This is a genomic window from Pseudomonas sp. G11-1 (assembly GCF_024031555.1).
GTDB classification, from domain to species: Bacteria; Pseudomonadota; Gammaproteobacteria; order Pseudomonadales; family Pseudomonadaceae; genus Halopseudomonas; species Halopseudomonas bauzanensis.
This window is the reverse complement of sequence record NZ_QEYQ01000002.1, coordinates 496,349-520,061: the sequence shown is the minus strand read 5'-3', so window position 1 is coordinate 520,061 and position 23,713 is coordinate 496,349. Positions and strand designations below refer to the sequence as shown.

Genomic DNA, 23,713 nt, shown 5'->3' with positions numbered 1-23,713 from the left:
CAGTACCATCCTTGGTATGTACGACACGCACAGGTAAGACCCATGCTCATCCCGAACCTTCCGCCAGCCGGCGCCCAGCAAGATGCATTCAAGCCTGATCGCAAGATCAGGCCGGGTGCGATCGAGGGTGTGCCTGGAGATCCGTTATCGGAGCTGCCGGTGGATGACAGCGGCTCAAAGGGTGGCCACCAGCAGTCAGCCGGCGAGCAACCGAGTCCAGCTCCCGAGCTCGAGAGCGAACAGCCGCCTGCTGTGAAAGCTGCGCCGGGCGGCGCAGCGGACCTGCCGCGCAAGGGCCTGCTGGTTGACATCCGGGCGTGAGACGGTGGTAGGCTTGCTGCTGTCCTGAGGAGTGCGCATGTCCGACCAGCCCGAGTCAGCCCCGGTTATCGATCTTGCCGAAGCGCGGCGCAGCCGGCTGCACGATATCCACGAAGCGCGCCTACTCAAGGTGCGCGCCGCCTTTGAAAAAGCCCTGCCGCTACCCGCTCCGCCCAAGCCTACCCGTAAGAAAAAAGCCAGAAAGCCGAAAAAGCGCTGAAATATTGCGATTAATTGATCCCGGTCAATCAACCGGATGAAGCTCATGGGTATTCTGCAACCATACACGGACATACATGGAAGCGGAGATGCCCTCATGTTTATCGATGATGCAGTGATTGCCGGTTTGTTGACTGTGGGTCTGATGGTCATTTTCCTGGCCGGGGTGGGCGTTTTCATCTACCAGGATGCGCGCAAGAGCAGCAAGAAGAATCCCTGATTCCACTGATTTCGAGAGTTCCGACCAGCGGTGCACGATCTCGGAACCTGCAAATGAGCATGGCTCGCAAGGCCTTTGGCGGTTACCTTCTGGTGACCGCCTTTTTTATTTTCCTGGCTGCATCGGGCGCTCCAGCCTGGGCTTGGGTTGGTTGCCAGGCTAGACTTGTCCGGTCCTGATCACCTGAGCCGGTTCATGTCTGATCCTTCCTGTCCTCCTGTTGTGGCCGCACGGCGGCGATGCGCCCGATGCCTGCGGCCGGCAGGATATTGCCTGTGTCATCTGCTGCCGCACATTGCGGCGCGTACGCAGATTCTGGTCATCCAGCATCCGGATGAGCAGCGTCATGCACTGAATACTGCTCGTCTGTTGGTCGCGGGGCTGGCCGACGCCGAGCTGCTGGTAGCCGAGCGGCTTTCCGAACAGCGGTGTGAGCAACTGCTCGATGCCGCCTGGCGTACCGAGTTGCTGTTTCCTGGGCACGGCGCATCGCCGCTGCAGCCGACCACCGTCGATGAGCGTCCCCGCCGGTTGGTCCTGCTGGACGGCACCTGGCGCAAGGCGCGCAAGCTGCTGTATTTGAATCCGGTGCTGCAACAGTTGCCACAGGTTGCGCTGCCGGAAGGGTTGCGTAGTCGCTATCGGTTACGCAAGGCCCCCTCCGCTGGGGCGTTGTCGACCATCGAGGCGGGCATGCAGGCGTTGCAGATGCTCGAGCCGGACGTGGACTTCAGCCCGCTGCTGGCGCCTTTCGATGCCCTGATCGAAGGGCAGATCCGCGCCATGGGCGAGGCGGTCTACCAGCGTAATCATGAAAAACCACGGCCCGACTGAACCCGCCCCATTCGTGACAGTGATTTTGGTGTTTTCCGCTCCTCTCCGGTTCGCGACCCCGCTAGACTGAAAAAATGAACGGCTTGATACAAAAACAATAATTGACTCGCTGGTGTGTGGTTAACGGAGGCGGTATGCGAAAGACAGGTATGCGGGTAGTGATTACGGGCGCGGGCAGTGGGTTGGGGCGTGAGCTGGCGTTGCGTTATGCGCGGGAAGGCGCGCGCCTGGCGTTGGCCGATATCCAGGAAGACGGGCTCGGCGAGACGTTGCGCCTGGCCGAGGAGGCCGGCGGCAGCGGTTTTACCCGTCGCTGTGATGTGCGTGACTACAGTCAGTTGGCGGCCCTGGCCCAGAGCTGTGAAGAAGTAATGCAGGGTGTGGACGTGCTGATCAACAACGCGGGCGTGGCCTCGGGTGGCTGGTTCGAGGAGTTGTCGCTGGAAGATTGGGAATGGCAGATCAGCATCAACCTGATGGGTGTGGTCAAGGGGTGCAAGGCCTTCGTCCCCATGCTGTTGTCCCAGGGCAGCGGCCGCATCATCAATATCGCTTCCATGGCCGCGCTGATGCAGGCGCCGGGCATGAGCAATTACAACGTCGCCAAAGCCGGTGTGGTGGCGTTGTCGGAAAGCCTGTTATGTGAGCTGCAGCCCAAGGATGTGCAGGTCAACGTAGTCTGCCCGTCGTTCTTCCAGACCAACCTGCTGAGTTCCTTTCGTGGGCCGGACAGCGAGTCCCGGGACGATATCGCCAAGCTGCTGGAAAGCTCGCCCATTTCGGCGGCGGAGATCGCTGACATCATCTACCGGGAAAGTAGTGCGGGTACCTTCATGATCCTGCCCCATGACAAGGGTCGTGAAGCCTGGGCTATCAAGCAGGCCCAGCCGCAGGTTATCTACGATGAGATGGCGCGCCTGGCGGTGAAGAAGATGTCCGCATCGGGCAACTGAACAGCTCGAGGCAACAGCAAGGGAGGCATTCAGGTATGCCTCCCTTTTTTTGTTGTTCCTGTTTCGTCCTGCGGTGTCAAGACCCGCGGCATGTGGCACAATGCAGTCCTGAATTTGAATCGGGATCAGGCGAAACATGGGGCGTTTCCACTGCCACAAGCGGGTCGACGAATGACAGCTGAAGTGCGCCGTATGGCGTTCCTGCTGTGGCCTGGCTGTCATCCGGCGATTCTCATGCCGGCGCTGGCGGTGCTGCGTTCGGCCAACCGCATGGCGGAAACCACCCTTTACCAGATCGAATGCTTCACGCTGGATGACGAGCCCATTGTCTCGCCGGAAGGCTGGGAGTTGCCGTCGCGGCGTTGGGACACGGCGGAGCGTGACGTGTCGCAGCTGTGGTTGGTTGCTGATGCCGACCGCCTGCCTACCTCGGTGAGCCCGACGCTGGTATTGCAGCTGCGTTCGCTGTCCCGCGAGGGCGTGGTGCTGGGGGCGCTGGAGGAGGGGGTCTTTCCCCTGGCCATGGCTGGGCTGCTGGACGGCCATCGCTGCGCCGTGCACTGGCGGCTGCTGGAGGACTTTCGCGAACGCTTTCCCGCAGTGCAGGCCGGTACCCGGCTGTTCGAACAGGATGAAGGACGACTGAGCAGCAGTGGCTGCGCCATCACCGATCTGTTTCTAACCCTGGTCAACGAACATCACGGCGCGGATCTGGCGGCGCTGGCGGCTGAGGATCTCAATGTCGAGCGCATCCGTGATGGCAGTGAGCAGCAGCGGGTGCCCTTGCGCAACCGGCTGGGCAGTACCCATCCGAAACTCACCCAGGCAGTGATCCTGATGGAGTCGAATATCGAGGAGCCGCTTACCACCGATGAGATTGCCCGGCATGTCTGTGTGTCCCGGCGGCAACTGGAGCGGATCTTCAAGCAGTATTTGAACAGCGTACCCTCGCAGTATTATCTGGAGCTGCGCTTGAATCGGGCACGGCAGATGCTGCAGCAGACCAGCAAGTCGATCATCCAGATCGGGCTGTCCTGCGGCTTCTCCTCGGGACCGCATTTTTCCAGCGCCTACCGCAACTGTTTTGGTGTCACTCCACGCGAGGACAGAAACCAATACCGTGCCCAGCAGGCGCAGGATGGCCGGGTCAGCATATAACCGACCGTATTATTACCCGCCGCCATGGCGAATACAGGAGAGTGAGAGGAAATGTCGCAGTCAATGCAGGTCAGTCGCGCCGATTTCGATCGGTTGATGGTACCCAACTATGCCCCCGTGGACATGCTCCCGGTGCGTGGCGACGGGTCGCGACTGTGGGATCAGCAGGGCCGCGATTACATCGACCTGGCCGGTGGTATTGCGGTCAATGCGCTGGGGCATGCCCATCCGCAGCTGGTCGAGGCGCTGACCGAACAGGCGCAGAAGCTCTGGCATGTGTCCAATATCATGACCAACGAGCCGGCGTTGCGACTGGCCGGCAAGCTGGTGGCGGCGACTTTTGCCGACAAGGTGCTGTTCGTCAACTCTGGTGCCGAGGCCAACGAGGCGGCATTCAAGCTGGCGCGGCGCTGGGCGCATGATCAGGTTGGGCCGGACAAGCACGAGATCATCGCCTGCAGCAACAGTTTCCATGGCCGGACCCTGTTCACCGTCAGCGTCGGGGGCCAGCCCAAGTATTCCCAGGGTTTCGGCCCGGCGATCACCGGTATCAGCCACGTGCCCTACAACGATATCGCCGCCCTCGAAGCGCAGATTTCCGCGCGCACCTGTGCCGTGGTGATCGAGCCGGTGCAGGGTGAAGGCGGGGTGATTCCGGCGACGGCCGAGTATCTTCAGGCTGTGCGCGCACTGTGCGACAAGCACAATGCGCTGCTGATCTTTGATGAAGTGCAAAGCGGCATGGGTCGTACCGGCAAGCTGTATGCCTATATGCACAGTGGTGTCGCGCCAGACATTCTGACCAGCGCCAAGGGCATCGGCGGAGGCTTCCCGATTGCCGCGATGTTGACCACCGACCGGGTGGCCCCGGCGCTGTCCGTCGGCAGCCACGGCAGCACCTACGGCGGCAATCCACTGGGTTGCGCGGTGGCCGAGAAGGTACTGGATATCATCAATACGCCCCAGGTACTGGATGGTGTTGGCGAACGTCAGGCGCAACTGACGGCGGGCCTGCGTCAGTTGTCGGACGAACTCGGTGTGTTTTCCGACATCCGCGGCCAGGGATTGCTGATCGGTGCCGTACTGGCCGAGCGCTGGCGCGGCCAGGCGGGCCAGGTAATGAAGTTGGCCCAGGAAGAAGGCCTGCTGGTATTGCAGGCGGGCGCCGATGTTGTTCGCTTCGCCCCCAGCCTGATCATTCCCGAAGCGGATATCCGTGAGGGGTTGGGGCGGTTGCGGTCCGCGCTGCTGCGCCTGGTCGGATAAACCGGAGGCTTGCCATGCTCATCCAGCGCCTGTGTACCTTGACCGATCTGCCCGAAATAGAACGCCTGGCCATTGCCAGTCCGGTGGGGATTACCTCCCTGCCGGCGAACAGCGAGCAGCTGGCGGTGATCATCGAGGGCAGCGAGGCGGCGACGGATGAGACGGTTACCTTCACTGGTGAAGAACGCTATTTCTTCGTCCTTGAAAATCTGGAGACCGGCCGTCTTGCCGGTTGCAGCAGCATCATGTCGGCGGCTGGGTTCAGTCAGCCGTTCCACACCTTCCGCAACGATATCTTCATGCATGCGTCCCGCGAGCTGGGCTTGCACAACCGCATGCATGTCCTGTCGCTGTGCCATGATCTGACCGGCCACAGCCTGCTCACCGGTTTCTATCTGGATACGCCCTGGAAGGGCGACTATGCGACGCTCAAGCTCAATGCCTGCGGGCGACTGCTATTCATGGCTTCGCACCCGCAACGTTTTGCCGAATCCACTGCGGTGGAGATTTCCGGGGTCTGCGATGAGCAGGGCAACTCGCCGTTCTGGGATGGCCTGGGTCGGCACTTCTTCGATGTCGACTACCGCGAGGCCGAGCGCCTGAGCGGCAGCCACGGCCGAGGTCTGTTGGCGGAGCTGATGCCGGGCTATCCGATCTACGTGTCCATGTTGCCGGACGCGACCCAGGAAGTGATCGGGCAGGTACGCCCGGCGTCGCAGGTGGTCTACGACATCCTCATGCAGGAAGGTTTCGAGACCGACAATTACGTGGATATCTTCGATGGCGGCCCGGTCGTGCAGGCCAAGAGCGCCGAGCTGACCTCGGTACGTGGCAGCGAAGTGGCAACGGTGCACATCGGCCAGCCGGCTGCGGCTACCGGCACCTGGCTGGTGGCCAACGAGAAGATACGCGATTTCCGCTCCTGCCTGTGCGAGCTGGCGTGGCAACCGGGCGAGCCCGTGACCTTGGATGCCCGCCTGGCCGAGCTGCTGAAAGTGACCGAAGGTGACACGATCCGTTTGATTGGAGGTGCCTGACATGCTGGTGCGTGCAGCGCGAATGGACGATCTGCCGGCTTTGCTGGAGCTGGCCTCGGGCGTGGGGTCGGGCTTGACCAGCCTGCCGGCCAGCGAGGAGCGGCTGAGCCGACGGCTACAGACGGTAACGGCAAGCTTTGCCGGCGAGCTGCCAAATGCGGATGCCGATTACCTGTTTGTGCTCGAGGATGGTGATGGTCAGGTGGTGGGCACCAGCGGTATGGTCGCCGCCGCGGGTTTGCGCGAGCCCTGGTACAGCTACCGGGTGGGCCTGACGGTGACCGCCAATCGGGAGCTGGATGTCTATCGTCAGCAACCGACGCTGTTCCTGAATAACGATCTGACCGGCGCGACGGCGCTGTGCTCGCTGTATCTGAGCGTGCCCCACCGGCATAGCCTGAATGGGCGCCTGCTGTCCAAGGCGCGCTTCATTCATATGGCGGAATTCGGCAATGACTTCTCGCCGCGCATCATCGCGGAAATCCGCGGGCTGTCCGACCGGCAGGGGCGTTCGCCATTCTGGGACAGCCTGGGCCGGCATTTCTTTCGCATGGATTTTGCCCGAGCCGACTACCTGACCGGGACCGGCAGCAAGACATTCATTGCCGAGATGATGCCGAAATTCCCGCTGTATACCTGCTTCCTCAGTCAGGAGGCGCGGGACGCCATTGCGCGAGTGCATCCGGACTCGGAGCCGGCGCTGGCCATGCTCACCGAGGAAGGGCTGAATTATCAGGGGTATATCGATATTTTTGATGGCGGGATCACCATCGAGGCGCCGCGCAACCAGGTGCGCAGTATCCATGAAAGCCAACAGCTGATATTGGCCACCGGCACGCCGGGGGATGATGCCCAGACCTACCTGGTGCATAACCGGGAACGCGACAAGTGCCGTATCACTGCAGCGGCTGGCCGCATCGCTGCGGGCAGTCTGGTGGTGGCGCCGGAAACCGCCGAACTGCTGCGTCTGCGTGCCGGCGCGCCGGTACGTGCCGTGGCGCTGGTCGGTGCGGCGGATGGGGTGGCCGATCCTTACGCGGGCATGTCCTGACCGCGCGACGCAACATTAATCGCTCCGATAGATACAAACGAACTGACCGCAGGATGCATGCTATCTTGCGATGCCTATATAATGACGAATCCTGCCCGGCGATAGCCCGGCCGACCTGATCCGTGATAAGGGACCTATGAAAAGCGCTGAGATCCGTGAAGCTTTCCTTCGCTTCTTTGAAGAAAAAGGCCATACCCGCGTCGCCTCCAGTTCACTGGTGCCGGCCAACGACCCGACGCTGCTATTTACCAACGCCGGGATGAACCAGTTCAAGGACTGTTTCCTGGGTCTGGAAAAACGTGCCTATACCCGCGCCACCAGCAGCCAGAAGTGCGTGCGCGCCGGCGGCAAGCACAACGACCTGGAAAACGTCGGTTATACGGCCCGTCACCATACCTTCTTTGAAATGCTGGGCAATTTCAGCTTCGGTGACTATTTCAAGCGGGACGCGATTCTCTACGCCTGGGAATTCCTCACCTCGGATAAGTGGCTCAATCTGCCCGCCGAGAAGCTCTGGGTCACCGTCTACGCCAGTGACGATGAAGCCTACGATATCTGGACCCAGGAAGTGGGAGTGCCCGCCGAGCGTATGGTGCGCATCGGCGACAACAAGGGTGCGCCCTATGCCTCCGACAATTTCTGGGCCATGGGTGATACCGGCCCGTGCGGTCCGTGCAGCGAAATCTTCTTCGACCACGGCGACCATATCTGGGGCGGCCCGCCCGGTAGCCCGGAAGAGGACGGCGATCGCTACATCGAGATCTGGAACAACGTCTTCATGCAGTTCAACCGCACGGCCGACGGCGTGATGCACCCGCTGCCGGCGCCGAGCGTGGACACAGGCATGGGGCTGGAGCGCATCAGCGCCGTGCTGCAGCATGTCAATTCGAACTACGAGATCGACCTGTTTCAGAATCTGCTCAATGCAGCGGCCAAAGCTATCGGCTGTGCCAACGAAGGCCAGGCATCCCTGAAAGTCGTCGCCGACCATATCCGCTCTTGTGGTTTCCTGATCGCCGATGGCGTGCTGCCTTCCAACGAAGGGCGTGGCTATGTATTGCGGCGCATCATCCGGCGCGCCTGCCGGCATGGCAACAAGCTGGGCGCGACCGGGACTTTTTTCCATCGTATCGTCGCTGCGCTGGCGGCAGAAATGGGGGACGCCTTTCCCGAGCTGAAGGCTCAGCAGGCGCATATCGAGCGGGTGCTGCAGACTGAAGAAGAGCAATTCGCCAAGACCCTGGAGCAGGGGCTGCGCATCCTCGAACAGGATCTGGCCGAGCTCAAGGGCAGCGAGATCCCCGGCGACGTAGTGTTCAAACTGTATGACACCTACGGCTTTCCGATGGATCTGACCGGTGATATCGCCCGTGAGCGCGATCTGACCATCGATGAGGCCGGCTTCGAAAGTGCCATGGCCGCCCAGCGTGAGCGCGCGCGTTCGGCCAGCCAGTTCGGTCTCGACTATAACCAGCTGGTACAGGTGGATAGTGAAACCCGGTTCGACGGCTACACTGCGACTGTCGGCTCCGCCCAGATAATTGCCCTGTACCGTGATGGCGAGCAGGTTTCCAGCCTGAACGAGGGCGAGGTAGGCGTGGTGGTGCTGGACCAGACTCCTTTTTATGCCGAATCCGGTGGCCAGGTGGGTGATACCGGCTATCTTGAAGGTGCCGGCGTGCGCTTCGATGTGCGCGATACCACCAAGGCTGGCGGTGCCCATCTGCACCATGGCGTGGTGAGCAGCGGCAGCCTGAACGCCGGCACCTCGCTCCGCGCCGTGGTGGATGACAGCGTGCGTGACGCCACCAAGGGTAACCATTCAGCTACTCACCTGCTGCATGCGGCGCTGCGCCAGGTGCTGGGCGAGCATGTCCAGCAGAAGGGATCGTTGGTCGATAGCCAGCGCCTGCGTTTCGACTTCGGTCATTTCGAGGCCATTCGCCCCGAGCAGTTGCGTGAACTGGAGCGTCTGGTCAACGAGCAGATCCGCCACAACTCGGCAGTGGAGATCGAGGTCACTGACATCGAGACCGCCAAAGCCAAGGGCGCGATGGCGCTGTTCGGTGAGAAGTACGGCGATCAGGTACGGGTGCTGACCATGGGCGGCGGTTTCTCCGTCGAGTTGTGCGGTGGCACGCATGTTGAGCGTACCGGTGATATCGGGCTGTTTCGCATCACTGCGGAAAGTGGCATCGCCTCCGGTGTGCGGCGTATCGAAGCCATTACCGGTCAGGCGGCGCTGGACTGGATCAATCAGTCGGAAGAGCAACTGCGCCAGGCGGCCCAGCTGGTCAAGGGCTCCCGTGACAACCTGCTGGACAAGCTGGCCGCGGTCATCGATCGCAACCGCCTGCTGGAGAAGGATCTGGAACAGCTCAAGGCCAAGGCTGCCAGCGCTGCTGGTAATGACCTGGCCGGTGAAGCACAGCAGCTGGGCGGCATGAACGTCCTGGTCAAGCGTCTCGACGGGTTGGACGGCAAGGCGCTGCTGGCGCTGATCGATCAGTTGAAGAACAAGTTGGGTTCGGCAGTGGTGCTGCTGGGCGGCGAGCTGGACGGCAAGGCAGTGCTGGTGGCCGGCGTCACCAAGGACCTGACCGCCAGGGTCAAGGCCGGTGACCTGATCCGCAATACCGCACAGGCGGTGGGCGGCAAGGGTGGTGGCCGGCCGGACATGGCCCAGGGCGGCGGCACCGAAGTGGCCGCGCTGGATGATGCATTGGCCGGCGCTGCCGAATGGATCGCACAGCAGTAAATGAATAGGGGTCGGTCCGCTTCAGGCGGATCGACACAACGGTCGGGATAACCGATTTCGCATTGGGAGTTGGTGCAACAGATGGCACTTATTGTCCAGAAGTTTGGGGGTACCTCGGTCGGCAGTGTGGAGCGCATTGCCCAGGTGGCTGAGAAAATCAAAGGGTTCAAGGCTCAGGGCCATGATCTGGTCATCGTGGTATCCGCAATGAGTGGCGAAACCAATCGCCTCATTGGGCTGGCCAGGGACATCTGTGCAGATCCGGATCAGCGGGAAATGGACGTTATCCTGTCCACTGGCGAACAGGTCACCATTGGCTTGTTGGCCATGAAGCTCAAGTCCATCGGTGTACCCGCCATCTCCTATACCGGTGCCCAGGTGCGCATCGAAACCGATAGCTCTTTCGGTAAGGCCCGCATTCAGCATATAGATGAAGCGAAACTGCGCGCCGAACTGGATGCCGGCAAGGTAGTGATTGTCGCCGGTTTCCAGGGCGTGGACGGGCAGGGCAACATCACGACCCTGGGTCGTGGTGGTTCGGATACTACCGGCGTGGCGCTGGCAGCGGCGCTGAAAGCCGATGAATGTCAGATTTACACTGATGTGGACGGCGTCTATACCACGGACCCGCGGGTAGTGGAGAGCGCCCGCCGCCTGGAGAAGGTCACCTTCGAGGAAATGCTCGAAATGGCCAGCCTCGGTTCCAAGGTACTGCAGATCCGCGCGGTCGAATTCGCCGGCAAATACAACGTGCCACTGCGTGTGTTGCACAGTTTCAAAGAGGGTCCCGGGACCCTGATTACCCTTGAGGAAGATCTTTCAATGGAACAGCCCGTCATCTCCGGCATTGCGTTCAATCGTGACGAAGCCAAACTGACTATCCGCGGCGTGCCGGATACCCCCGGCGTGGCATACAAGATCCTGGGGCCGGTCAGCGCCGCCAATATCGAAATCGACATGATCGTGCAGAACGTGTCCAAGGATCAGACCACCGACTTCACCTTCACCGTCAATCGCAATGACCAGCGGCGCACCGAAGAAATCCTGCGCAAGGTTGCGACCGATATCGGTGCTCGTGAAGTGGCGGGCGACAGTGCCATCGCCAAGGTGTCCATTGTTGGCGTAGGTATGCGTTCCCACGCTGGTGTGGCCAGCAAGATGTTCGAGGCGTTATCGCGCCACGGCATCAACATCCTGATGATCTCCACCTCGGAGATCAAGATTTCCGTCGTCATTGATGAGAAATACCTGGAGCTGGCCGTGCGTACTTTGCATTCCGCCTTTGAGCTGGATGCACCCGAGCAGGATTCTGACCATATCTGACGGCATGAATAACGGGGCGGCCGCGCGGTCATCTCGGTGGGCACGGTTTCTGGCTGTCGTGCCCGCGTGTTGGTCTCGATCAGCATGAAATGGCCATGGCATCGAACGCTCGGTGCCGGTTGTGGTCACATTCATGCAAGCTTGACGGCTGACAGGCAACAAGCCGGTTTATTGCAGAGCTGTGTCCTGATTATTGAGCAAGGAGAAATGGAATGCTTATTTTGACGAGACGGGTTGGTGAGACCCTGATGGTAGGTGATGAAGTTACCGTAACGGTACTGGGCGTGAAGGGGAATCAGGTGCGTATCGGCGTCAACGCCCCGAAAGAAGTGGCTGTTCATCGCGAAGAAATCTACCAGCGCATTCAAAAGGAAAAAGACGAAGCATCAAATGATTAATTTTCTTAAATTTTTCATTGCATTAGCGCAGCCGCGCAGTTAATATTCTGCGCGTGTTACGGAGAGGTGGCCGAGAGGCCGAAGGCGCTCCCCTGCTAAGGGAGTACACCTCAAAAGGGTGTCGAGGGTTCGAATCCCTCCCTCTCCGCCACTTTTGTATTTATAGGTTGTCAATTGTTAAGTTCTTGAATTTAAAAGAAAAAAACATTTGACAGGGAATTAAAAGCCTATATAATACGCACCAACAACGCACTCGTAGCTCAGCTGGATAGAGTACTCGGCTACGAACCGAGCGGTCGGAGGTTCGAATCCTCCCGAGTGCGCCAAGCGAGAAAACCCACTGGACATCCAGTGGGTTTTTTTTCGTCCCGCGAATGCAGTCATCATGGCTGTGTAAAAGCCTGCCAGACTGATCATAGCCGCCATGTCATTGCGGCTGCGCAGAGCCTTGTCTTGTCGGAGGACGCACCGATGTCGGAGCTGAACAGAAAATCCCCAGAGCGGCTGCAGGACCGGGTCGATCAGGTGGTGCAGTTGCTGGAACGGCACGGGCTGGCTGATGCCTTGGTGCGCGGTCATGGCGGTCCCGGGTTGATCAATCCCCTCCAGCAGCAGGACCAGATCGAGCTGCAGCATCGGCTGGATGAACTGCATTCAGCGGATGTCGCCTATATTCTCGAATCCCTGCCGTTGGCCGAACGCCTGGCGGTCTGGCAATTGGTCAAATATGACCGCGATGGCGAGATCCTGCTGGAAGTCTCGGACGCGGTGCGCGAAATCCTGATTGCCGACATGGACAATCAGGAAATCATCGCTGCGGCCAATATGCTGGATGCTGATGAGCTGGCGGACCTGGCGCCGGATCTGCCGCGGGACGTGGTTCGCGAGCTGATGGACATGCTGGACGCCCAACAGCGGGAGCGGCTCAGGTCGGCTTTGTCCTACGACGAGGACGAAGTCGGCGCGCTGATGGATTTCGATATGGTGACCATCCGTGATGATGTCACCCTGGAAGTGGTCAGTCGCTATCTGCGCCGTTTCGATATCCTGCCTGACCATACCGACAAGCTGTTCGTTGTCGATAATGATGGACGGCTTCAGGGCGTACTGCCGATCAAGAAACTGCTGGTCAGCTCGCCGGATGCACTGGTGGCCGAGGTAATGGTTACGGACCCGGTGATTTTCGATCCCCAGGCCCATGCCAGCGAAGCGGCACAGGCATTCGAACGCTATGACCTGGTAACGGCTCCGGTAGTGGATGCCGGTGGGGTGCTATGTGGTCGCCTGACCGTTGATGAAGTGCTTGATTACATCCGTCAGGAAAGCGAGACGGAAGCGCTCAATTCTGCCGGTCTGCGCGAAGAAGAGGACATCTTCGCCTCGGTCTGGAAATCCGTGCGCAACCGTTGGGCCTGGTTGGCAATCAACCTCTGTACCGCGCTGATAGCCTCCCGGGTAATCGGTCTGTTCGAAGGAGCCATTGAGCAACTGGTGGCGCTGGCGGCCTTGATGCCCATCGTCGCCGGCATTGGTGGCAACTCCGGTAATCAGACCATCACCATGATTGTCCGCGGCATCGCCACCGGTCAGGTGCAGGTCGCTCACGGTCAGCGGCTGCTGCGCAAGGAGGCGGGGGTGGCGATGATCAACGGTCTGTTCTGGGGTTTGATGCTGGCGATCATTGCCTACATTCTCTATGGCAACGTCGCGCTGTCAGTCGTGTTGATGGCAGCCATGCTGCTGAACATGCTGCTGGCGGCGCTGATGGGTGTGGTAATCCCTCTGGCCAGACTGCGCACCGGCGGCGACCCGGCATTGGGCTCCAGTGTGCTGATTACCGCCATCACCGACAGTGGCGGATTTTTCATTTTTCTCGGGCTGGCTACCCTGTTTCTGCTATAGGCGCGGCGCCTTTTCCAGTGTCGCATTGATTGCCAAGGATGTCACATCAGGATACATTACCCCGGCTTTGTAGTGACGGAATGGTGTCTCGTTCCGTCTGTCCTCAAGAAGCGCGTCCACGTAAGTGGTGCGCTTTTTTAATGGAGATAGAAAAATAATGACCTCTTCCGAACTGGTGATGGAAGGCGTTGATTTGATGTTCATGGGGCTGGGAACGGTATTTGTCTTTCTGGTGCTGCTGGTTGGCTTGATCAACCTGATGTCCTTCATCATCAGCCGTTTCTTTCCTGACGCTGCACCCACCATTGCTGCACCGAAACGTGCGGCTGCCGCCATCGCGCAGCCGGTCGACTCCGAAATGCTCGCCGTAATAGGAGCGGCTGTCAGCCAGCACCGCGCACGCCGCCGTAGCTGAAAAGCTCATCCAGAAAAAATTACAAAATAAAGGCCATATCATTATGACCGACCTGAAAAACCAGCCATTAGGTATTACCGACGTCATTCTGCGCGACGCGCACCAATCCATCCTCGCTACCCGTATGCGTCTTGAAGACATGCTGCCGATTGCCGGCAAGCTGGATCAGGTCGGCTTCTGGTCGGTCGAATCCTGGGGTGGCGCGACCTTCGATGCCTGTATCCGTTACCTGGGAGAAGACCCCTGGGAGCGTATCCGCGAGTTGAAGAAAGCCATGCCCAACACCCGCCAGCAGATGCTGCTGCGCGGCCAGAACCTGCTGGGTTACCGCCATTACGCTGATGATGTGGTGGAAAAGTTCGTTGAGCGCGCGGCGACCAATGGCGTGGATGTATTCCGCGTGTTCGACGCAATGAATGATCCGCGCAATCTGGAAACTGCGCTCAAGGCGGTGCGGCGGGTCGGCAAGCATGCCCAAGGTACCATTTCCTATACCACCAGCCCGGTGCACACGCTGGAGATGTGGGTCGACCTGGCCAAGCAGATCGAGGACATGGGTGCCGAGTCCCTGGCCATCAAGGACATGGCTGGCATTCTCAACCCCTATGTGGCATTCGAGCTGGTAACACGGCTCAAGCAGACGCTGAGCATTCCCGTGCACATGCAATGTCACGCGACCGCCGGTCTCTCCACTGCCGCTATTCTCAAGGCGGCGGAAGCGGGTATCGATAATGTCGATACGGCCATTTCCTCCATGTCGATGACGTATGGCCATTCGCCGACTGAGTCGGTCGTGGCGATTTTCCAGAACACGCCGCGGGATACCGGCTTGAATCTGGAGTTGCTGGAGGAGGTCGCTGCCTATTTCCGTGAGATACGCAAGAAATACGCAAAATTCGAGGGCAACCTCAAAGGTGTGGATTCGCGCATTCTGGTGGCGCAGGTGCCCGGCGGCATGCTGACCAACATGGAAAGCCAGCTCAAGGAGCAGGGCGCTGGTGAGAAATTCGATGAAGTGTTGGCGGAAATTCCGCGGGTGCGTGAAGACCTGGGCTTCATCCCTCTGGTTACCCCCACCTCGCAGATCGTTGGCACCCAGGCGGTCATCAACGTACTGACCGGTGAGCGTTACAAGTCCATCACCAAGGAAACTGCCGGTGTGCTCAAGGGTGAATACGGCGCGGCGCCGTCCCCTTTCAATAGCGAACTGCAGGCGCGGGTGCTCGACGGTGCGGAGGCGATTACCTGTCGCCCGGCGGATCTGCTTGAGCCGGAAATGGACAAGCTGACCATCGAGTTGCGCAATCTGGCAGCAGAGAAGGGCATCAAGCTCGCAGCGAACGAGATCGATGATGTGCTGACCTACGCCCTGTTCCCGCAGATCGGATTGAAGTTCCTGGAGAACCGCGGTAACCCGGCAGCCTTCGAGCCGGCACCCACCGGCCAGGAATTGGCGGCTGCCAGCACCAAGCCGGGTGAGCCGGAAGTGTATACCGTCACGGTCAATGGCAAGGAGTTCGTGGTTCAAGTAGCTGATGGCGGTGATATCACTGGCATCAAGCAGGTCGGTGACGCGGCACCAGCTCCGGTTACAGCTGTGCCCGCAGCGGGCGGAGGCGATCCGCAAGTGGCTTCGCTGGCTGGTAATATCTTCAAGGTGCTGGTGCAGCCGGGTGAGCAGGTGGATGAAGGCGAACTGGTCATGATCCTGGAAGCCATGAAAATGGAAACCGAGATTCGCGCCTTCAAGGCGGGCGTCGTCGGTACGGTCAACGTCAAGGTGGGCGATGCGGTATCGGTCGGTGACACCTTGTTGACCATCGGCTGAGGAGACCACCATGGAAAAGCTATCCGTGCTCTGGCACACCACCGGGCTGTATCAGATCGCGCCCGGCCAGGCGTTCATGATCCTGGTGTGTCTGATGCTCATTTACCTGGCGATTAGCAAGGGCTTCGAGCCGCTGCTGCTGATTCCGATCGGCTTCGGTGGCATCCTGGCCAACCTGCCGGTGGCGGGCATGGCGGAAGTCGGCGGTCTGCTCCGGCTTATCTATGATGTCGGTATTCCCACCAGTGTATTTCCGCTGCTGATCTTCATGGGTGTGGGCGCGATGACTGACTTCGGCCCCATGCTGGCAAACCCGCGCACACTGTTGCTCGGCGCTGCCGCCCAGGTCGGGATCTTCGGTACGCTGCTGGGTGCCCTGGTGCTGACCGCTTGGGGCGTTCCCGGCTTCGAGTTCACTATGCGCGAGGCGGCTTCCATCGCCATCATCGGCGGTGCCGATGGTCCCACCTCGATCTTCGTGACCTCCAAACTGGCGCCGGATCTGTTGGGACCCATCGCGGTCGCAGCCTATTCCTATATGGCGCTGGTGCCGCTGATTCAGCCGCCCATCATGCGGGCACTGACCACGGAGAAGGAGCGCGCCATTGTCATGACGCAGTTGCGGCCCGTCAGCAAGACCGAGAAGATCGTGTTCCCATTGGTTCTGTTGCTGCTGATCTCCCTGCTGTTGCCGGATGCGGCGCCGCTGGTAGGTATGTTCTGCTTCGGTAACCTGATGCGTGAGTGCGGTGTGGTCGAGCGTCTGGCCGACACCAGCCGTAATGCGCTGATCAACATCGTGACCATCGGTCTCGGGTTGGCGGTGGGTTCCAAGTTGTCCTCGGATTCATTTCTTCAGCTCAAGACGCTGGGTATTCTGGTGCTCGGTATGGTTGCCTTCTGCGTAGGTACGGCGGGTGGTGTACTGATGGCCAAGCTGATGAATCTGGTCAGCAAGCACCCCATCAATCCGCTGATCGGCTCGGCCGGTGTCTCGGCGGTGCCGATGGCTGCGCGGGTATCCAACCGGGTCGGCCTTGAGGCGAATCCGCAGAACTTCCTGCTGATGCACGCCATGGGACCGAACGTGGCGGGTGTCATTGGCTCTGCGGTGGCGGCGGGTATCCTGTTGACCTTCGTCAGCTGACCGATATCCCGATAGAAAAAACCCCGTTCAGTTGCCTGGACGGGGTTTTTTTATAGCTGAGGAATAGGGCGGCAGAGCGGTTTGCCATGCCTGCCGTAGCGTACTTCAGCCTTGTTCGCTGGCCAGCAGAGCCAGTAGCGCATTCTGCTGACGACGGCTCATTTCCCGGAAGCGCAGCAGCAATTCCCGCTCCGGATGGTTCAGGTCTTCCAGGCGCTGTTCATCGAGAGTCTGGCGCGAAGGATGCTCGGGTAAGCTCGGCAGATCCAGCAGGCTGTGCTCCAGCCGGGCGATGATCTCCGAATTCATGCTGCGATGATGTTGCTTGGCAACTTCGGCAATGCGGTCACGCATGCCCTCGGGAAGACGAACAACGAATTTGTCAGCTGTCCGGCTGGTGTAATGCTGAAGTGCTGTTTTCATGGGCAAAAATAATCACTTTGGCTAATGAATCGATCCCGGCCAGTTGGAATCCGCATGGCTTCCTGCCATCCAAACCGCCATCTCGTCAGGATTTGGAAAAATCCCTGACACATTGACAATGGATAAAAGCATTTTGCTCAACTCTAATACCCATTTTTTTCAATGGCTTACAAAGTGTCGGAATTACGTCTCTTTTTTGCGACATCTTTCCGGCGCTGGCCATTTGAGATCGAACTTTCGCACCATTTGTCAAGGTGGTCAAGCCCGTCTGCGATCGGTTATCATGCGCAGCACAAAGTCGAGCATTTACAATCATTTGCGCTTGTAGCTCAGCTGGATAGAGCAACCGCCTCCTAAGCGGTAGGTCCCCGGTTCGAATCCGGGCTCGCGCACCAGATGACCGAGCCTGACAGTCCGCACTGTCAGGCCTTTGACGTGCCGGTCCATGCAATTCTCTTTTCCTGGTCCCGCTCCTTGAGTACCGATGTGTCCGATCCTGACGCTGCGTCCGGCTGCGTCCTTCATGCAGCTGCTATCCTGTGTAGCGAAGCAGTTTTTATCCGGTATCCAGCTTAACGGGAGTTTTTCATTGCCCAGTACCTTTGCCTCCTTCTCATCCCTGTACTTCTCCACTCTTCTGATGCTGCTGGGCAGTGGTCTGCTCAGTACCTACCTCGGCCTGCGCCTGTCTGCTGCCAATGTCAGTGAAATCTGGATCGGTGTGCTCATGACGGCCTATTACGTCGGTCTGGTGATGGGGGCGTCGGTGGGGCATCGGTTGATTGCCCAGGTCGGGCATATCCGGGCCTTTGTTGCCAGCGCCGGGATAGTGACGGCTTCGGTGCTCGGCCACGCGCTGACATCCAGCGTGGAAGTCTGGTTGGTCCTGCGCTGGCTGGTGGGTGTGGCGATGATGTGTCAGTACATGGTGCTGGAGAGCTGGCTGAACGAGCAGGCGGAATCCCACCAGCGGGGGCGGGTCTTCGCCGGCTATATGCTGGTGACCTTCCTCGGCCTGGGGCTGGGGCAGCTGGTGCTGACGCTGATGCCCGAGTTGAGCATGCGCCATATCATTCTCGTGGCGATGTGCTTTGCCCTGTGCCTGGTGCCGGTGGCGGTCACCCGCCGGTTGCACCCGGCACCCTTGCATCCGGCGCCGCTGGAAGTCCGTCTGTTCGTCAAGCGCATTCCCCAGGCCCTGAGTACCATCGGCGTGGCCGGATTGCTGTTGGGCGCCTTCTACGGGCTGGCGCCGGCGTATGCCAGTTCGGTTGGTCTGGACACCGAGCATGTCGGCGTGTTCATGGCGGTCACCATTGGCGCGGGGCTATTGGCCCAGTGGCCTGCGGGCTGGCTGTCTGATCGCCTGGACCGTAGCCGGATGATCCAGGTAAATGCCATCGTCCTCACCACTGTCTCGCTGCTCATCGCCCTGGTGGCCTGGCCGCAGTTGCTGCTATTGCTGACCGGCATCTTTGGGCTGCTGGCGTTCACGCTCTATCCGCTGGCAGTGGCGCTGGCCAACGACCACGTTGAGCAGGAGGAGCGCGTGCTGCTGTCGGCGATGCTGTTGGTCACCTTTGGCCTGGGTGCCAGTGCCGGGCCATTGCTCGGGTCCGTGCTGATGAAGTTTGGCGGCGCGCCGATGTTGTACGTCTTCATGGCTTGTAGCAGTTTGCTGCTGGTGATCTTCGTGCGGCCGGAACGGGTTACCGGAGAACATCTCGTCGAAGAGGCGCCGATCCAGTTCATGCCTGCTGCCGGTAACCTGGCCTCGTCACCGCTGGCCGCGGCCATCGACCCCCGAGTCGACGAGCAGGTGGTGATCGATCAGATGCAAGAAGAGACGGACCCTCAGGAGCAGCCGGTCGCCGAAGAGGATGATGAGCACCGGCCGGGCTAGGCTGGTAAACGAAAGCACCTCAGAACAGGTCTTCCTTCTCCAGCCGGCGTGCTTCGCGTTGCAGATAATGTACGAAGCGGTCGATTGGCCGTTGGGCCTGTGGGCTGGGCTGATGAAAGCGCAGCCCGACGTGCGTGGTGCCGCTGTCCTGGTGATATTCGCGGTGGCGTATCTCCAGATTGATATCGAACTCGGCGGTATCCGGTAGCAGCAGTCGGCTCAGCTCATAACGCTCTCCCGGCTGCAGCCCTTGCACGTGATTACCCATCAGGCGGGCCTTGCAGCCGGTCGCGGAAATGTCCAGCAGCTCTCCCTCGAAGCGTCGTTGATGCTTGGCGTGAATCAGCTCCACCCGGGTATCGATACTGCGTTGCACGGTGGCGCGGAACGCGCCGCGACGTTGATGGTAGATCATGCTGTGGGGCAGCGGCACGCTGAAGGCGGGGGCATCCTCGAGCATCACCCGCTGTGCATCAGCTCCCACCCAGCGCATGTGCACACCGTCCAGCCAGGCATCTACCCGAAAGCTTTCTCCCTGGCTGGCCCACTTGTCACCGATGTGCGGAATCATTTCATCGATGAGCAGGGCCCCGTTCTGGGTATCCAGATCAACGATATAGCTCTGGAAGGTCTGGCTGCGACCATCGAAGGTGATGCTCAGAGGAATGTGAAATTGCTGCAGGTTCTTCAGCAGAATGTGAATTTCGATGCTGGCGGTAACTTCCCGGGGCGGCTGCGGGCTGCCCTCTTGTTCGAATAACATTGACACGACGGTTTCTCGCTGGCGATGGAGTCAATGTGGCTGGCTAGGCAGGCCAGCGACATCCTTGTCAGGCACGGCTTATCGGGCGCCCGGATGCGGAGCGACTGGCGTTCCCCTGACGATCGTACACATTCTGGCTGGCTTCGCCCTGGTTGCGCAGCAGGTCCAGCAATCGGGAGTTGATATGCTGGCTGTGGCGAATCAGTCTGGCATTGCGCAGGTTGGCATTCTGGCAGCGTTCGGCAGCAGTGAGGAAGTCGGTGTGCTGGGCGGCCAACGCGGGGTTATCCAGGCTGCCGATAAAGTCGGTCAGGCTTTGTGAAGCCGGTTTGCTGAGTGTTTCGCACTGGGCGGACAGGGCTTGCTCGTCAGCGACCAGAACTGCGATCAGCGGCGTCTTGGCCTTGGTCAGGGCGTCGAGAGCGTCCATATCCTGATCGAGCAGAACCTGGTGTTCCTGATCAAGCAATTCGGCGAACTGCTCGCAATGTTGTGTGGCCTGGGCAAAAAGTGCGCTGAGATCCTGCATCCTTCATTCTCCGCTGGGCTGCACGGCCACCATCAGATCACTGCTCGAGAGCGATCAGTTTATCGGCGATCCGCGTACTGTCTATCTGATAGCTACCGTCGGCGATGGCCTGCTTGATCTGCTCGACGCGTGCGCTGTCCACTTCCGGCAGTTCCCGCAGGCGTTCTTCGATAGCCTGCAGTTGCTGCGCCTGATTGCTCAACTTGACCCCGGAGTCGGCGGCTGCCGGTTTGCCGGCGGTCGGTGCGTCGTCGCTCGGGCGTTCCGCCGCCACATCGCGCTTGCCACTGGCTGCGCCGGTCTGGCTGCTGCGGGCGGCGTTATTGGTGCCGCCGGTATTGAAATCTATGACCATGGGTGTGTCCTCAGAACCTGAATGCCTTCTGCTGTAACGGCAGCCACGGCAGAAACTTTAGGGCTGGGAGAAATAATTGTGTGACCTGCTGCACAGTTTGCATACCTGATTGGATGGCGACAAGTATAGTCGATTCGGGATGCCACATCACATTGCCACTTCGACCTGACCGGGGCCGATGATGCGGGCCCGGATCACACGGTCCGAGCGAGTATTGCGCACCCTGATCTGGCTGCCGGTACTGCCGCTTTCCAGCGCCTCGCCCGGCATGCGCACCGAGACCCGGCTGTTGGCCGCGCTGATCACCACCTTGTCACCGCGCTTTACCGTTTCGTCCTGCTCCAGCTGGTTGGCGCCCAGCACGCTGTCAGCGGCGACCGGCCGCCGGGTGCGCAGGCCGATGGCTTGCTCCGGGCGTGTCAGGTAGCTGCCGCTGAGGTTGCCGACGTTGCGTTCAAGCAGGGTGACATCGCCGGCGCTGATGACGCCATGGCGTGGTAGCGGGCGGGTAGTCACCACCACCGGCTGGAACAGGTCGACAGTCGCCGGCACGAACAGCCGCCATTGCACCTCACTATCACAACTGATGCGTACAGTGACGCGCCCGATTGGTACTTCCGGGCTTTCCAGATTGGCCTGGATCGCGTCGGCCGGGCACAATGGCAGCCGCAGCCGCGGATCGAGTCGGCTGACCGTGATCTCGAAACGCGCCTCGGCGGTACTGCTGGCAAGATGTGCGGCAACTTTCTGTTCAAGATAGTCGGTGGTCGTGCCGATAAGCTGATCAATAAGCGGACTGGCATTCAGACTGCTGGAACTCAGCAGCGCAATAGCCGCGATCAGTTTGATGAGAAATGCCGGTAACTGCATGGAATCCGAAGCCCTGACTCAAGTGACGCCGTCAAAATGCCGGCGTCGAATGTGTGCTGATGAAAGTGGTGCAAGGACCATGCCTGGTTTGTATCTGAGAGGAGCTATTCATGGCTGGCATAATGGATTCGGTAGACAAGCGCACCCAATTGGTCGGACAGAATCGGCTCGAGCTGCTGCTCTTCCGGCTGGGCGGTCGGCAGCTGTACGGCATTAACGTATTCAAGGTCAAGGAGGTGCTCCAGTGCCCCCGGCTGACCTCGTTGCCCAAGCTGAATCCAATGGTTCGGGGCGTGGCACATATCCGCGGCGGAACCTTGCCGATCATTGATCTGGGCAAGGCCACGGGTGGCCGGGAGCTGGAGGACCTGTCCTCCGCGTTTGTCATCATCACCGAATACAACAGCCGGGTACAGGGCTTTCTGGTGCGAGCCGTGGAACGCATCGTCAATCTGAACTGGTCCGACGTGCATGCGCCGCCCAAGGGCGCCGGCCGGGAGCACTACCTGACCGCAGTAACGCGGGTCGATGAGCAAATGGTGGAAATCATCGACGTGGAGAAGGTGCTGGCCGAAGTGCTCGCCGGTGAGCGGACCGTGCCGCAGCAGGCACAGACTGAGGAAGTACAGACGCTGGCGGCCACCACCAGTCGCAAGGTGTTGGTGGTCGATGACTCGACGGTGGCGCGCAAGCAGGTCATCCGTTGCCTGGAGACTTTGGGCATCGAGGTGATTGCGCTGAATGATGGTCGCCAGGCGCTGGACTGGCTGAAAGCCGAAGCCGATGCCGGCGTTCAGGTGAGCGATTCGCTGTTGATGCTGATTTCGGATATCGAAATGCCGGAGATGGACGGTTACACTCTCACGGCCGAGGTCAGAAGTGATCCGCGAATGGAGGGCTTGCATGTCATGCTGCACACCTCGCTTTCCGGCGTATTCAACCAGGCCATGGTGCGCAAGGTTGGCGCGGATGCCTTTCTGGCGAAATTCAACCCTGACGATCTGGCTGACCGGGTTATCCAGCGTCTGCAGGCGACCGACACATGAGGCCTCTGATAGCATCTGCCATGCATCTGGCCTGGAGCGAACTGCGTGAGCATTGCTGATCAGAGTTTCAACCTGTTCCGGGATTATCTCGAAAGAACCTGCGGTATCGTCCTGGGCGACAACAAGCAGTATCTTGTGGCCAGCCGGCTCAATCGACTGCTGGAGCAGCGCGGTATCCGTGATCTGGGCGAGCTGATGCGGCATATCCAGCAGCAGCCGCGTTCGGGGTTGCGCGAGCTGGTGGTGGACGCCATGACCACCAACGAGACCTTGTGGTTTCGTGACAATTATCCCTTCGAAATTCTCAAGGACCGGCTGATTCCGGAGTTCATCGGCAATCAACCGGGACAGCGCTTGCGCATCTGGTCGGCGGCGTGCTCCTCAGGGCAGGAACCCTATTCGCTGAGTATGACCATAGACGAGTACGAGCGGGCCAATCCCGGCCAGCTGCGTGGTGGGGCGCAGATCGTCGCCACCGAGATATCCAGCAACATGCTGGCAGCAGCCCGCGCCGCCCAGTACGACAGCCTGGCGATCGCCCGAGGCCTGTCGCAGGAGCGACTGACACGCTATTTCGATCAGCAGGAGCCAGGCCGCTGGACAGTGAAGGTGCCGGTACGTAGCCGAGTCGAATTTCGCCAGCTCAATCTGCTCGACAGCTACGCTGTGCTCGGCCGGTTCGATATCGTCTTCTGCCGCAACGTGTTGATCTATTTCTCCGCCGAGGTGAAGAAGGACATCCTGCGACGTATCCATGCCACCCTCAAACCGGGCGGCTACCTGTTGCTCGGTGCCTCCGAGGCATTGAATGGCCTGCCCGAACTGTACCGCATGGTGCAATGCAATCCGGGGATCATCTACCAGGCTCGTTGAGCCTGCGCCGCTTTTGCCGTTTTACCACGACAGTCTTGCCATCAGGCGGAAGGATATTGCCGCCTGATGCGCTTCTTATTTCTCAACTAGTTGATATGTAAGAAATTTATGTAATAGGCAC

Annotated in this window: 24 protein-coding genes and 3 tRNA genes; 22 read left to right on the top strand and 5 right to left on the bottom strand. The window is 59.9% G+C overall.

The window, feature by feature from the left end; translation table 11 throughout:
• Positions 1-42 precede the first annotated feature (42 nt).
• The 18 genes from DHB74_RS08515 (at position 43) to DHB74_RS08430 (ending at position 16,830) form a co-directional block, all read left to right on the top strand.
• On the top strand, positions 43-321 hold the full coding sequence (locus DHB74_RS08515) for a hypothetical protein (protein WP_036990549.1): 279 nt from the start codon (positions 43-45) through the stop codon (positions 319-321).
• A 37-nt stretch (positions 322-358) separates the two neighbouring features.
• Positions 359-541: a hypothetical protein gene (locus DHB74_RS08510; RefSeq protein ID WP_036990548.1), complete on the top strand. Its 183-nt coding sequence runs from the start codon at positions 359-361 to the stop codon at positions 539-541.
• 96 nt (positions 542-637) lie between these two features.
• Positions 638-760, top strand: a complete 123-nt coding sequence (ccoM, locus tag DHB74_RS08505; protein WP_036991130.1) for a cytochrome c oxidase subunit CcoM — start codon at positions 638-640, stop codon at positions 758-760.
• A gap of 195 nt (positions 761-955) precedes the next feature.
• Positions 956-1,594 (top strand): tRNA-uridine aminocarboxypropyltransferase, encoded by a 639-nt coding sequence (locus DHB74_RS08500; protein WP_280165468.1) that lies wholly within the window; start codon positions 956-958, stop codon positions 1,592-1,594.
• 134 nt (positions 1,595-1,728) lie between these two features.
• Complete coding sequence (locus DHB74_RS08495; RefSeq protein WP_499161206.1) at positions 1,729-2,547, top strand: SDR family oxidoreductase; 819 nt, start codon at positions 1,729-1,731, stop codon at positions 2,545-2,547.
• A 171-nt stretch (positions 2,548-2,718) separates the two neighbouring features.
• Positions 2,719-3,705: a GlxA family transcriptional regulator gene (locus tag DHB74_RS08490; RefSeq protein ID WP_499161205.1), complete on the top strand. Its 987-nt coding sequence runs from the start codon at positions 2,719-2,721 to the stop codon at positions 3,703-3,705.
• Between the two features lie 51 nt (positions 3,706-3,756).
• A complete protein-coding gene (locus DHB74_RS08485) occupies positions 3,757-4,971 on the top strand; it encodes an aspartate aminotransferase family protein (protein WP_499161204.1) in 1,215 nt (404 codons plus the stop codon).
• 14 nt (positions 4,972-4,985) lie between these two features.
• Positions 4,986-6,008: an arginine N-succinyltransferase gene (locus DHB74_RS08480; protein WP_499161203.1), complete on the top strand. Its 1,023-nt coding sequence runs from the start codon at positions 4,986-4,988 to the stop codon at positions 6,006-6,008.
• Position 6,009: 1 nt separating this feature from the next.
• Positions 6,010-7,059, top strand: a complete 1,050-nt coding sequence (astA, locus tag DHB74_RS08475) for an arginine N-succinyltransferase (protein WP_036990542.1) — start codon at positions 6,010-6,012, stop codon at positions 7,057-7,059.
• Between the two features lie 136 nt (positions 7,060-7,195).
• Positions 7,196-9,817: an alanine--tRNA ligase gene (alaS, locus tag DHB74_RS08470; protein ID WP_499161202.1), complete on the top strand. Its 2,622-nt coding sequence runs from the start codon at positions 7,196-7,198 to the stop codon at positions 9,815-9,817.
• Positions 9,818-9,898: 81 nt separating this feature from the next.
• Positions 9,899-11,140, top strand: coding sequence for an aspartate kinase (locus tag DHB74_RS08465; RefSeq protein ID WP_036990540.1), 1,242 nt, complete (start codon positions 9,899-9,901; stop codon positions 11,138-11,140).
• A gap of 212 nt (positions 11,141-11,352) precedes the next feature.
• Positions 11,353-11,538: a carbon storage regulator CsrA gene (csrA, locus tag DHB74_RS08460; RefSeq protein WP_036990539.1), complete on the top strand. Its 186-nt coding sequence runs from the start codon at positions 11,353-11,355 to the stop codon at positions 11,536-11,538.
• A 60-nt stretch (positions 11,539-11,598) separates the two neighbouring features.
• Positions 11,599-11,689 (top strand) — tRNA-Ser (locus DHB74_RS08455).
• A gap of 98 nt (positions 11,690-11,787) precedes the next feature.
• Positions 11,788-11,864: transfer RNA gene (locus DHB74_RS08450), tRNA-Arg, on the top strand.
• A 145-nt stretch (positions 11,865-12,009) separates the two neighbouring features.
• Entirely contained in the window at positions 12,010-13,440 is a 1,431-nt protein-coding gene (gene mgtE / locus DHB74_RS08445) for a magnesium transporter (RefSeq protein WP_036990538.1), read from the top strand.
• Between the two features lie 157 nt (positions 13,441-13,597).
• The gene (locus DHB74_RS08440; RefSeq protein ID WP_036990537.1) at positions 13,598-13,855 is read left to right on the top strand and encodes an OadG family protein; all 258 of its coding nucleotides are present in this window, start codon (positions 13,598-13,600) and stop codon (positions 13,853-13,855) included.
• A gap of 43 nt (positions 13,856-13,898) precedes the next feature.
• Positions 13,899-15,683 carry a sodium-extruding oxaloacetate decarboxylase subunit alpha gene (oadA, locus tag DHB74_RS08435; protein WP_074780429.1) on the top strand — a complete coding sequence of 595 codons (1,785 nt, stop codon included), beginning with the start codon at positions 13,899-13,901 and terminating at the stop codon, positions 15,681-15,683.
• 10 nt (positions 15,684-15,693) lie between these two features.
• The gene (locus DHB74_RS08430; protein WP_036990535.1) at positions 15,694-16,830 is read left to right on the top strand and encodes a sodium ion-translocating decarboxylase subunit beta; all 1,137 of its coding nucleotides are present in this window, start codon (positions 15,694-15,696) and stop codon (positions 16,828-16,830) included.
• 105 nt (positions 16,831-16,935) lie between these two features.
• Here the strand turns inward: DHB74_RS08430 and DHB74_RS08425 are convergent, their stop codons facing one another.
• A complete protein-coding gene (locus DHB74_RS08425; protein ID WP_036990534.1) occupies positions 16,936-17,253 on the bottom strand; it encodes an Arc family DNA-binding protein in 318 nt (105 codons plus the stop codon).
• A 318-nt stretch (positions 17,254-17,571) separates the two neighbouring features.
• Here DHB74_RS08425 and DHB74_RS08420 point away from each other — a divergent pair.
• Positions 17,572-17,648, top strand: a tRNA-Arg gene (locus DHB74_RS08420).
• A 194-nt stretch (positions 17,649-17,842) separates the two neighbouring features.
• Positions 17,843-19,156, top strand: a complete 1,314-nt coding sequence (locus tag DHB74_RS08415) for an MFS transporter (protein WP_036991129.1) — start codon at positions 17,843-17,845, stop codon at positions 19,154-19,156.
• Positions 19,157-19,175: 19 nt separating this feature from the next.
• On the opposite strand, the gene DHB74_RS08410 is transcribed toward DHB74_RS08415, so the two are convergent.
• From DHB74_RS08410 to flgA, 4 genes are all read right to left on the bottom strand, one after another.
• A complete protein-coding gene (locus DHB74_RS08410; RefSeq protein WP_136869317.1) occupies positions 19,176-19,919 on the bottom strand; it encodes a flagellar brake protein in 744 nt (247 codons plus the stop codon).
• Positions 19,920-19,986: 67 nt separating this feature from the next.
• Positions 19,987-20,448, bottom strand: coding sequence for a flagella synthesis protein FlgN (locus DHB74_RS08405; protein WP_136869318.1), 462 nt, complete (start codon positions 20,446-20,448; stop codon positions 19,987-19,989).
• Between the two features lie 37 nt (positions 20,449-20,485).
• Positions 20,486-20,803, bottom strand: a complete 318-nt coding sequence (gene flgM, locus DHB74_RS08400) for a flagellar biosynthesis anti-sigma factor FlgM (RefSeq protein WP_036990532.1) — start codon at positions 20,801-20,803, stop codon at positions 20,486-20,488.
• Between the two features lie 147 nt (positions 20,804-20,950).
• Positions 20,951-21,673, bottom strand: coding sequence for a flagellar basal body P-ring formation chaperone FlgA (gene flgA / locus DHB74_RS08395; RefSeq protein ID WP_036990531.1), 723 nt, complete (start codon positions 21,671-21,673; stop codon positions 20,951-20,953).
• A gap of 110 nt (positions 21,674-21,783) precedes the next feature.
• On the opposite strand from flgA, the gene DHB74_RS08390 reads away from it, so the two are divergent.
• A complete protein-coding gene (locus DHB74_RS08390; RefSeq protein ID WP_136869319.1) occupies positions 21,784-22,719 on the top strand; it encodes a chemotaxis protein CheV in 936 nt (311 codons plus the stop codon).
• 45 nt (positions 22,720-22,764) lie between these two features.
• Positions 22,765-23,592 carry a CheR family methyltransferase gene (locus tag DHB74_RS08385; protein ID WP_499161201.1) on the top strand — a complete coding sequence of 276 codons (828 nt, stop codon included), beginning with the start codon at positions 22,765-22,767 and terminating at the stop codon, positions 23,590-23,592.
• Positions 23,593-23,713 lie beyond the last annotated feature (121 nt).

Excerpts from the sequence above, each read along its gene's own strand:
- DHB74_RS08515 (WP_036990549.1), top strand. The coding sequence starts at position 43 with ATGCTCATCCCGAACCTTCCGCCAGCCGGCGCCCAGCAAGATGCATTC.
- DHB74_RS08490 (WP_499161205.1), top strand. The coding sequence starts at position 2,719 with ATGACAGCTGAAGTGCGCCGTATGGCGTTCCTGCTGTGGCCTGGCTGT.
- csrA (WP_036990539.1), top strand. The coding sequence starts at position 11,353 with ATGCTTATTTTGACGAGACGGGTTGGTGAGACCCTGATGGTAGGTGAT.
- DHB74_RS08440 (WP_036990537.1), top strand. The coding sequence starts at position 13,598 with ATGACCTCTTCCGAACTGGTGATGGAAGGCGTTGATTTGATGTTCATG.
- flgM (WP_036990532.1), bottom strand. The coding sequence starts at position 20,803 with ATGGTCATAGATTTCAATACCGGCGGCACCAATAACGCCGCCCGCAGC.
- alaS (WP_499161202.1), top strand. The coding sequence starts at position 7,196 with ATGAAAAGCGCTGAGATCCGTGAAGCTTTCCTTCGCTTCTTTGAAGAA.
- ccoM (WP_036991130.1), top strand. The coding sequence starts at position 638 with ATGTTTATCGATGATGCAGTGATTGCCGGTTTGTTGACTGTGGGTCTG.
- DHB74_RS08405 (WP_136869318.1), bottom strand. The coding sequence starts at position 20,448 with ATGCAGGATCTCAGCGCACTTTTTGCCCAGGCCACACAACATTGCGAG.
- mgtE (WP_036990538.1), top strand. The coding sequence starts at position 12,010 with ATGTCGGAGCTGAACAGAAAATCCCCAGAGCGGCTGCAGGACCGGGTC.
- DHB74_RS08410 (WP_136869317.1), bottom strand. The coding sequence starts at position 19,919 with ATGTTATTCGAACAAGAGGGCAGCCCGCAGCCGCCCCGGGAAGTTACC.
- DHB74_RS08485 (WP_499161204.1), top strand. The coding sequence starts at position 3,757 with ATGTCGCAGTCAATGCAGGTCAGTCGCGCCGATTTCGATCGGTTGATG.
- DHB74_RS08430 (WP_036990535.1), top strand. The coding sequence starts at position 15,694 with ATGGAAAAGCTATCCGTGCTCTGGCACACCACCGGGCTGTATCAGATC.
- astA (WP_036990542.1), top strand. The coding sequence starts at position 6,010 with ATGCTGGTGCGTGCAGCGCGAATGGACGATCTGCCGGCTTTGCTGGAG.
- DHB74_RS08500 (WP_280165468.1), top strand. The coding sequence starts at position 956 with ATGTCTGATCCTTCCTGTCCTCCTGTTGTGGCCGCACGGCGGCGATGC.
- flgA (WP_036990531.1), bottom strand. The coding sequence starts at position 21,673 with ATGCAGTTACCGGCATTTCTCATCAAACTGATCGCGGCTATTGCGCTG.
- DHB74_RS08495 (WP_499161206.1), top strand. The coding sequence starts at position 1,729 with ATGCGAAAGACAGGTATGCGGGTAGTGATTACGGGCGCGGGCAGTGGG.
- DHB74_RS08510 (WP_036990548.1), top strand. The coding sequence starts at position 359 with ATGTCCGACCAGCCCGAGTCAGCCCCGGTTATCGATCTTGCCGAAGCG.
- oadA (WP_074780429.1), top strand. The coding sequence starts at position 13,899 with ATGACCGACCTGAAAAACCAGCCATTAGGTATTACCGACGTCATTCTG.
- DHB74_RS08390 (WP_136869319.1), top strand. The coding sequence starts at position 21,784 with ATGGCTGGCATAATGGATTCGGTAGACAAGCGCACCCAATTGGTCGGA.
- DHB74_RS08465 (WP_036990540.1), top strand. The coding sequence starts at position 9,899 with ATGGCACTTATTGTCCAGAAGTTTGGGGGTACCTCGGTCGGCAGTGTG.
- DHB74_RS08480 (WP_499161203.1), top strand. The coding sequence starts at position 4,986 with ATGCTCATCCAGCGCCTGTGTACCTTGACCGATCTGCCCGAAATAGAA.
- DHB74_RS08425 (WP_036990534.1), bottom strand. The coding sequence starts at position 17,253 with ATGAAAACAGCACTTCAGCATTACACCAGCCGGACAGCTGACAAATTC.